Here is an 8,187-nt window from a genome sequence, read left to right as displayed (position 1 = left end):
GCCGACCTCGAGACGCTGCGCTCGTACTACCTGTCGCGCGGCTACCTCGAGTTCCGCATCGACTCGACGCAGGTGGCGATCTCGCCCGACCGGCAAGACCTCTCGGTCACGGTCAACCTCACGGAGGGCGACAGGTTCGTGGTCTCCGGCGTGAAGCTGGGCGGCAACTACCTGGGCCGGGAAGAAGAGTTCAAGACCCTCGTCGCCATCAAGCCCGGCGAGCCCTACAACGCCGAGCAGGTGACCCGGACCACCAAGGCCTTCACCGACTATTTCGGCACCTTCGGCTATGCCTTCGCGCGCGTGAATGCACAGCCCGAGATCGATCGCGACCACCACCGCGTCACGCTGGTCCTGCAGGCCGAACCGGGGCGCCGCGTCTACGTGCGGCGTGTCAGCATCGGCGGCAACAACCGCACGCGCGACGAAGTGATCCGGCGCGAGTTCCGCCAGTACGAGGCCTCCTGGTACGACGGCGACAAGATCAAGCTGTCGCGCGATCGGATCGACCGGCTCGGCTACTTCACCGAGGTCAGCGTCGACACGCAGGAGGTGCCGGGCACGCCCGACCAGGTCGACCTGACGGTCGATCTCAAGGAGAAGCCGACCGGCAGTCTCCAACTCGGCGCGGGCTATTCCAGCACCGGGGTCTCGTTGAACTTCGGCATCACGCAGGAGAACGTGTTCGGTTCCGGCAACTACCTCGGGCTGCAGGTCAATGGCAGCTCGTACAACAAGTCGATCTCGATCTCGGCGACCGACCCCTACTTCACGCCGGGCGGCATTTCGCGCACCTTCAGCCTGTTCCATACCCTGACGCGCCCGTACTACGAGGCCGACGGGAACTACAAGCTGGCCAGCACCGGCGCCTTGCTCAAGTTCGGCGTGCCGTTCAGCGAGCTGGACACGGTCTATTTCGGCCTCGGCCTGGAGCGCTACCAGTTCACGCCGGGCAGCAACGGCACCTACACCCTGGTGAACGGATCGTATGTCTACACGGCCACGCCGCAGGCCTACCTCGACTACTTCCAGTGCACGGGCACGGTCCCGAGCGTGGTGTGCGCCCAAGGCAACCTGCTTGGCGTGCCCGTGACGGCCGCCTGGGCGCGCGACGATCGCGACAGCACGCTGGTGCCGAGCCGGGGGCGATACCAGACCGCCAGCGTGGAACTGGGCCTGAGCGCCGAGCTTCGCTACCTTCGCAGCCAGTACCAGGCGCAGCAGTATTTCCCGCTGAGCAAGCAGTACACGCTGGCCTTGAACGCGGAGCTGGGCTATGCGCGGGCGCTGGACGGCAGCAGCTTTCCGATCTTCAAGAACTTCTACGCCGGCGGCCTGGGTTCGGTGCGCGGCTTCGAGCAGAACTCGCTCGGCCCGCGCGACGCCGTCACGGACGGGGCGCTTGGCGGCACGCGAAAGGCCATCGTCAACGCCGAGTTCAGCACGCCATTGCCGGGGGCGGGAAACGACCGCACCTTGCGGCTCTACGGCTTCGTCGACGCGGGCAATGTCTTCGCGGACCGCAGCGCCGGCCTGACCGATGCGCAGTGGAAGGCGCAGAACGGCATTCGCGCCTCGTCCGGTGTGGGCATCAGCTGGATCTCGCCGCTGGGTCCGCTGCGCCTCGCCTATGCGCTGCCCATCAAGTACCAGAAGGCGGACGAGGCCAACAACATCGCCGCAGACCGCCTGCAGCGGATCCAGTTCCAGATCGGAAGCTCGTTCTGAGAACAGGCTCGCCGGAGCCGGGCGCCGCCGACGGAAAAAAGGGGTGTTTCAGGTACGGCTCCGACGGTCCCGCAAGTCTTGGGACAATGGCGGTCATGCAGATTCAGGACAAACCGCCTTTTGACACGCCCTTCGAATGGATCGGCGGTGAAACCGCGGTCCACGCGCTGGTCGAGCGCTTCTACGACCTGATGGACCTCGAGCCGGCCTACGCGCAGCTGCGCGCGGTGCACGGCAGTTCGCTCGACAACGCGCGCCAGCGCCTGTTCTGGTTCCTCTGCGGCTGGCTCGGGGGGCCGCAGCACTACACCGAGCGCTTCGGGCATCCGATGCTGCGCGCGCGCCACCTGCCGCAGAGCATCGGCGGCCACGCGATCGGCATTCGCGAGCGCGACGAGTGGCTGGCCTGCATGGACCAGGCGATGGGCGAGACCGGGGTGCCCGAGGACTTGCGCGAGCGCTTGCGCGGGTCGTTCTTCCAGACGGCGGACTGGATGCGCAACCGCTAGAAGCCGGCATGAAGCTATCGGGCGCAGGATCTCTATCGCCGCTTCGGTTTCCTCGATGAGGGTGTGCATCGCGGCTATGCGCTGCGCGACGGTGTCTACGTGGACGCGCTGTCGATGGCGCGCCTGGTTGCGCGGACCTGAATGAAGTTCAGCGCCGCGCCGGCGCCAGCAGCACCACCAGCGCGCCGCCGCCGCCCTCGGCCGGCTTGGCCTGCACGAAGGCCAGGGTCTCGTTCTTCTGGATCAGCCAGCGCTGCACCTTGGCCTTGAGCACCGGCTGCTTGCCCGGCGAACCATGGCCCTTGCCGTGCACCACGCGCACGCAGCGCACGCCCTGTTTCCAGGCCTCGCGGATGAAGGCGCCGAGCGCCTCGCGGGCCTCGTCGCTGCGCATGCCATGGAGGTCGAGCTGGCGCTGGATCGACCACTCGCCGGCGCGCAGCTTGCGCGTGACGTCGGTAGGGATGCCGGGCCGCCGGAAGCTCATCGCATCGTCGGCGTCGAGCAGCGTGCTGACGTCGAATTCGTCCGACAGCGACTCGCGCAGCACGCGCTGGTCGTCGAGCTGCTGCTGCACGGGGATCGGCGCTGGCGGCTCCGGGGTCAGCGCTACCGTTGCGGTCTTGCGCAGCGGCCGGGTGTTGCCGATCGCGCGCGTGAACAGGTCCTGATCGGCCAGGCGTTTCTTCTGCGCCGCCGCCCGGGCCGCCGCTTCGGCGGCCTCGCGCTCGCGCTGCTCGGCCAGCGAGCGCTGCACTTGCTTGAGATCGGCGAGGCTCTTGAAGCTGTTGGATTTGGCGGGCATGGAGGGCGAACAAGTTTCAGGCCGAGACGCGCGCCTCGATCGCGCAACGCAGTTCCAGCAGCGTGCCCGAGGCACCGGTGCGGATCTCGAGTGTGCCTCCAAGGCGGGCGGCGCGTGCGCGCATATTCTGCAATCCCATGCCCGCGGACGACGGCGACGAGGCGTCGCCTGCGAAGCCCCGCCCATTGTCGTGGATCGCAAGCCGCACCTGCTCTGCGGCGGTCTCGATGCGCACCTCGACCTGCGTGGCGCCGCTGTGCTTGAGCACGTTGGCCAGCGCCTCCTGCAGCACGCGCAGGAAGTCCAGATCGCGCTTGCCGCCGAGGCGGCAGCCCTGAAGGCCCTGGAGTTGCCAGCGGCATTCGATGCCGGCGGCCTCCAGCAGGCGGGTGCTGCGGTGGCGCAGCGGCACCAGCCGGTCGGCCAGCTCGTCGGTGTCGTCGAAGGCCGAGCTCTCGATGATCAGGCGCAGGTCGTCGTTGACCTCCTTGAGCGCCCACAGCGCCACGCCGTCTTCGCCACCGTCGGCCCGGTTGCCCAGCGTGTGGATGTGGCTGCTCAGCGTCATGCCGAGGCCGTCGTGCAGGTCGCGCACCAGGCTCAGGCGTTCGGTCAGGCGGGTCTGGACCAGTTCGGCCGCATGCTGCCGCTTCAAGCCCTCGGCCAGGCGCCGGGTCGCTTCGTCCACCCGCTGCCGCAATTCGGCATTGAAGTGCTCCACCAGCCGCATGCCCCTGACCATCCGCCAGGTCAACGCGAACGAAATGCCGACCAGCGTCGCGCTCGAAGACAAGGAGACGTAGTAGCGGGTGCCGGGCAGCCACTCGAGGAAGATCAGCGTGTCGTGGACGCCGGCTGCGACCGGCAGCAACAGACAGACGGCGAGCACGGCGACTTCGAGCCGGCGGGAGACGAAGGCGTGCCTGGCGATGATCGCGCAGCTGGCGAAATAGCCGAACAGGACGACCAGCACGGTGGTGTCGCGCGCGGCCTCGAGCCAAGGGGGAGGCATGGCGCTCAGGGTCGCGAGGCCGGCACCGCCGACGAGAAGCACCGCGCGCTGCGTCCCCGCTCGTGCCAACTCGCAGAAATGCAGCGCGAACATGAAGAAGCAGGCGATGCTGGCCAGCAACGCCATGTGGTTGGCGCGCTGGAAGGCGTCGGTGCCGGCGAAGGGCCAGGTGTCGAACGCGACGTAGTTGTACGAGTAGAGCACCCACAGCAGCGAGAACAGGCTGAACCACCCATAGGAGAGCTCGCTGCGGCGCAGCAGCCACAGCATGCCGTACATCACGCCCATGACCAGGGTCAGGCCGATGCCCAGCAGTGGCAGGGTGCGGCGAATCAGCAGCGACTCGCGATAGGCCGGGCGCAAGGCCTCGGGTGCGCCCAGGGTCACGGCGCCCAGCCCCGGCTGGTAGGCCGACAGCCCCGAGACGCGGATCAGCAGCTCGTTGCTGTCCGGACGCAGCAGCGGCGCATCGAGCACCCAGAAGCGCGGCAGGTTCCACGAACGGGAGAGTGGCTCGACCAGGCTGGCGTCACGTCCGATGAGGCTGCCGTTGAGATAGGCGGCGCCCGCCATGTTGACGTATTCGACCAGCAGGCCGAGCGGCGGCGGCTGCGTGGCGCCGCTGCCCCCGGACCAGCGCAGCCGATACCAGACCACGCCATCGAAGCCCGGCCAGCGCGCCGCCCAGGCGTCCGGCAGGCCGACGGGTGTCCAGCCGTCGGTGGGCGGGGCGCTGGCGTTCCAGTCGGCTCTGGCCGCCTCGATGCTGTCGAAGCCATGGCCGGTTGTCGGGGGCGCGGCGCCGTGGGCGGCCGAGACGATGAACAGGCCGGCCAGCAGGGCGCCGAGCACCCGTCCCAGCCAGTGCATCAGGGCAGCAAGCCCTGCGCTCGCGCGCTGTAGATCGCGCCCGCGCGCGAGCGCACCGCGAGCTTGCGGTAGATGTTCTTGGCGTGGCATTCGACGGTGTTGATGGAGAGGGTGAGGCTCTGCGCGATCTCGCGGTTGCTGTGACCCTGCGCCACCAGCTGCAGAACCTCCATCTCGCGGGCGCTCAGCTCGGCCGGGGCGGGGGCCGTGGTCGCCGGCGCCGCGTGCGTGGTAGCAAGGGGCGCCGGCCCCGCTTGCGGCGCGGCCATCAGCTGGAGGATGCGCCGCGCAATGATGGGGTCGATCGGCGCGCCGCCGCGCTGCATGCTGCCCAGCGACAGCTCCAGTTCGACGTCGCTGCCGTTCTTCAGCAGGTAGCCGACGGCACCGCCGCGGATCGCCTGCAGCACGGTGGCGTCATCGCCGAGGCTGGAAACCACCACCGCATCGACCGCCGGCGCATGGGCCTGCAACCAGGGCAGCAGTTCGAGGCCGCTGCCGTCGGGCAGGCCGACATCCAGCAGGGCCAGGTCGAAGCGGCCCTGCGCCAGGTGCTCGCGCGCCTCGGCCAGCGAGCCCGCCATCGCACAGCGGGCCGCGGGGGCCGCCTGGGCGGCCACGCGTTCCAGGCGCGTACGCACCGCCGGGTCGTCGTCGACGATCAAGATGTCTTCCATGGCTTGGCATTGTCGGTTGAACCGACGATTCTTACATTTCGTTTCTTGAAATATGCGTAGAAGCAGGAATTCACTCAGATCAGCCCGCGCTCGGCCATGGACAGCGTGCCGCCGCGGGCGACGATCACGTGGTCGAGCACACGCACGTCGACCAGCGCGAGCGCGGCCTTGAGCGTCTGGGTGAGTGACTGATCGGCGCGCGACGGCTCCACGGAGCCGCTGGGGTGGTTGTGCGCCAGCACCACCGCGGCGGCATGGTGGTGCAGCGCGCGCGTGACCACTTCGCGCGGATAGACGCTGGTCTGGGTCAAGGTGCCGCGAAACAGCTCTTCCATCGCGATCAGGCGGTGCTGGGCATCCAGGAACAGGGCGGCGAACACCTCATGCGGCCGGGCCGCCAGGTGCAGCTGCAGGTACTGCGTCACCGTGCCGGGCGAATCGAACACCGTGCGCGCCTTCAGGCGCTCGGCCATGGCGCGGCGGGCAAGTTCGAGCACCGCCGCCAGTTCGGCCCGCTTGGCGGTGCCGCCCAGGCCCTTGACCTGCTTGAGGTCGTCGAGCCCGGCGTGGAGCAGGCCCGAGAGGCCATCGAAGCGGTCGAGCAGCTCCTGCGCAAGCTGCAGCACGTTCTTGCCGCGCAGGCCGGTGCGCAGCAGCAGCGCCAGCAGCTCGGCGTCGGCGAGCGCGCCGGCACCGAGCGCCATGAGTCTTTCGCGCGGCCGCGCGCCATCCGGCAAGTCCTTGAAAGACATGGCGCATACGGGGTTCGAGCCCCACTCCCTAAAATAGGGCCCCAGTCTATAGGGACCCCTTACCTTGTCTTCGATTTCCACCGCCGCCGCCGTCACGCCCGGTTCCTTCCTCACGCTGCACTACCGGCTGGCCGGCCCCGCGGGCGACATCATCAACACCTTCCAGGACAAGCCGGCCACGCTGTCGCTCGGCACCGGCGAGCTGTCGCCGGCCGTCGAGCAGCGCCTGATCGGCATGGCGGAAGGCGCGCACGCCACGTTCGAACTGCCGGCGGGCGAAGCCTTCGGCGAGCGCAATGCCGACATGCAGCAATGGGTCGCGCGCAAGCTGCTGACGCAGATCGGCGATCCGGACGAGCAGTACGCCATCGGCGACGTGGTCCAGTTCCCCACCCCGGACGGCACCGGCAGCTATGCGGGCGCGGTCATCGAGTCGAACGAGACCGCGGTGCGCTTCGATTTCAACCATCCGCTCGCAGGTCAGCCCGTGACCTTCGAGGTGAAGCTGATCGGCGTGCTGTGAAAGGCATCGAGGAAGTCATCCTGGCCGAGCCGCGCGGCTTCTGCGCCGGCGTCGACCGTGCGATCGAGATCGTCGAGCGCGCCATCGCCAAGTTCGGCGCGCCGATCTACGTCCGCCACGAGATCGTGCACAACACCTACGTGGTCAACGAGCTCAAGGCCAAGGGCGCGGTCTTCATCGAGGACCTGGCCGAGGTGCCGCCGGGCTCGACGCTGGTGTTCAGCGCCCACGGCGTCAGCAAGGCGGTGCAGGCCGAGGCGCGCGAGCGCGGCTTCGAGATCTTCGACGCCACCTGCCCGCTGGTGACCAAGGTCCACGTCGAGGTGGCCAAGCTGGCGAAGGAAGGCTACGAGTTCATCATGATCGGCCACAAGGGACACCCCGAGGTCGAGGGCACGATGGGCCAGCTGTCGAGCGGCATCCATCTGGTCGAGGACGTGGCGGACGTGGCGCTCGTGGCGCCGGCGCAGACCGAGCGGCTGGCGGTCGTGACGCAGACCACGCTGTCGGTCGACGACGCGGCCGAGATCTCGGCCGCGGTGCGCGCGCGCTTCCCGAATGCGCGCGAGCCCAAGCAGCAGGACATCTGCTACGCCACGCAGAACCGGCAGGACGCCGTGAAGATGCTGAGCCCGCAGGTCGACCTGGTGATCGTGGTCGGCAGCCCGACCAGTTCCAACAGCAACCGGCTGCGTGAACTCGCGCAGCGCCTCGGCACCGAAAGCTACATGGTCGACTCCGCGGCCGAACTCCGGCCCGAATGGTTCGAGGGCAAGAGCCGCGTCGGCCTCACCGCGGGTGCCTCGGCGCCCGAGGTGCTGGTGCGCGAGGTGATCGACCGCATCAAGGCCTTCGGCGCCGTGTCGGTGCGCAAGATGGACGGCATCCGGGAGACGCTCAAGTTCCCGCTGCCCAAGGGGCTCAAGCTCGACGACATCCCGGCACCGGGGCATATCTCGTGAGCGGCGGCGTTCTGCACGATTGGCGCGGGGACGTCGAGGCGGCGGCGCGCCGGATCCATCAACGCGCGCCGCATTTCCTGCGCGAGACGCCGCTGTGGAAGCTCTCGGGCCGGGCGCTCGGCGTGGAGACGCCGGGCGTCGAAATCTGGCTCAAGCTCGAGCATCTGCAGGCCAGCGGGAGCTTCAAGGCGCGCGGCATGATGAACCGGCTGCTGGCCAACGAGATTCCGGCCAGCGGCGCGATCATTGCGTCCGGCGGCAATGCCGGCATCGCCACCGCCGCGGCCGCGCAGGCGCTGGGCGTGCCTTGCGAGGTCTTCCTGCCCAACATGTCGCCCGAGGCCAAGCG

Annotated in this window: 9 protein-coding genes; 5 read left to right on the top strand and 4 right to left on the bottom strand. The window is 68.8% G+C overall.

All coding sequences use genetic code 11. The features are described 5' to 3' along the window. On the top strand, positions 1 to 1,728 hold a 1,728-nt coding region (gene bamA / locus AC1D2E_RS33455), incomplete at its 5' end, for an outer membrane protein assembly factor BamA (RefSeq protein WP_478201393.1). 95 nt (positions 1,729 to 1,823) lie between these two features. Next, on the top strand, positions 1,824 to 2,237 hold the full coding sequence (locus tag AC1D2E_RS33450; RefSeq protein ID WP_478201392.1) for a group II truncated hemoglobin: 414 nt from the start codon (positions 1,824 to 1,826) through the stop codon (positions 2,235 to 2,237). A gap of 148 nt (positions 2,238 to 2,385) precedes the next feature. Here the strand turns inward: AC1D2E_RS33450 and AC1D2E_RS33445 are convergent, their stop codons facing one another. From AC1D2E_RS33445 to radC, 4 genes are all read right to left on the bottom strand, one after another. Next, the gene (locus AC1D2E_RS33445; RefSeq protein ID WP_478201391.1) at positions 2,386 to 3,042 is read right to left on the bottom strand and encodes a Smr/MutS family protein; all 657 of its coding nucleotides are present in this window, start codon (positions 3,040 to 3,042) and stop codon (positions 2,386 to 2,388) included. A 16-nt stretch (positions 3,043 to 3,058) separates the two neighbouring features. Next, positions 3,059 to 4,924, bottom strand: coding sequence for a sensor histidine kinase (locus tag AC1D2E_RS33440; RefSeq protein ID WP_478201390.1), 1,866 nt, complete (start codon positions 4,922 to 4,924; stop codon positions 3,059 to 3,061). After that, positions 4,924 to 5,601 carry a response regulator transcription factor gene (locus tag AC1D2E_RS33435; RefSeq protein WP_478201389.1) on the bottom strand — a complete coding sequence of 226 codons (678 nt, stop codon included), beginning with the start codon at positions 5,599 to 5,601 and terminating at the stop codon, positions 4,924 to 4,926. The genes AC1D2E_RS33440 and AC1D2E_RS33435 overlap by 1 nt, the downstream gene beginning before the upstream one ends. A 74-nt stretch (positions 5,602 to 5,675) precedes the next feature. Further along, positions 5,676 to 6,353 carry a RadC family protein gene (gene radC / locus AC1D2E_RS33430; RefSeq protein WP_478172087.1) on the bottom strand — a complete coding sequence of 226 codons (678 nt, stop codon included), beginning with the start codon at positions 6,351 to 6,353 and terminating at the stop codon, positions 5,676 to 5,678. 64 nt (positions 6,354 to 6,417) lie between these two features. Here radC and AC1D2E_RS33425 point away from each other — a divergent pair, with 64 nt between their 5' ends. The 3 genes from AC1D2E_RS33425 to AC1D2E_RS33415 form a co-directional block, all read left to right on the top strand. After that, complete coding sequence (locus AC1D2E_RS33425; RefSeq protein ID WP_478201388.1) at positions 6,418 to 6,876, top strand: FKBP-type peptidyl-prolyl cis-trans isomerase; 459 nt, start codon at positions 6,418 to 6,420, stop codon at positions 6,874 to 6,876. Continuing rightward, the gene (gene ispH, locus AC1D2E_RS33420) at positions 6,873 to 7,838 is read left to right on the top strand and encodes a 4-hydroxy-3-methylbut-2-enyl diphosphate reductase (RefSeq protein ID WP_478201387.1); all 966 of its coding nucleotides are present in this window, start codon (positions 6,873 to 6,875) and stop codon (positions 7,836 to 7,838) included. The genes AC1D2E_RS33425 and ispH overlap by 4 nt, the downstream gene beginning before the upstream one ends. After that, positions 7,835 to 8,187, top strand: a 353-nt coding sequence (locus AC1D2E_RS33415; RefSeq protein WP_478201386.1) for a pyridoxal-phosphate dependent enzyme, incomplete at its 3' end; no start/stop codon positions are given. The genes ispH and AC1D2E_RS33415, both read left to right, overlap by 4 nt.

It is taken from the genome of Variovorax sp. P1_H2 (genome assembly GCF_056405295.1).
The sequence above is the reverse complement of the archived record's forward strand: the minus strand, read 5'-3'. Positions and strand labels throughout refer to the sequence as shown.

Coding starts and splice junctions, on each gene's coding strand:
- radC (WP_478172087.1), bottom strand. CDS start 6,353: ATGTCTTTCAAGGACTTGCCGGATGGCGCGCGGCCGCGCGAAAGACTC.
- AC1D2E_RS33450 (WP_478201392.1), top strand. CDS start 1,824: ATGCAGATTCAGGACAAACCGCCTTTTGACACGCCCTTCGAATGGATC.
- AC1D2E_RS33435 (WP_478201389.1), bottom strand. CDS start 5,601: ATGGAAGACATCTTGATCGTCGACGACGACCCGGCGGTGCGTACGCGC.
- AC1D2E_RS33445 (WP_478201391.1), bottom strand. CDS start 3,042: ATGCCCGCCAAATCCAACAGCTTCAAGAGCCTCGCCGATCTCAAGCAA.
- AC1D2E_RS33440 (WP_478201390.1), bottom strand. CDS start 4,924: ATGCACTGGCTGGGACGGGTGCTCGGCGCCCTGCTGGCCGGCCTGTTC.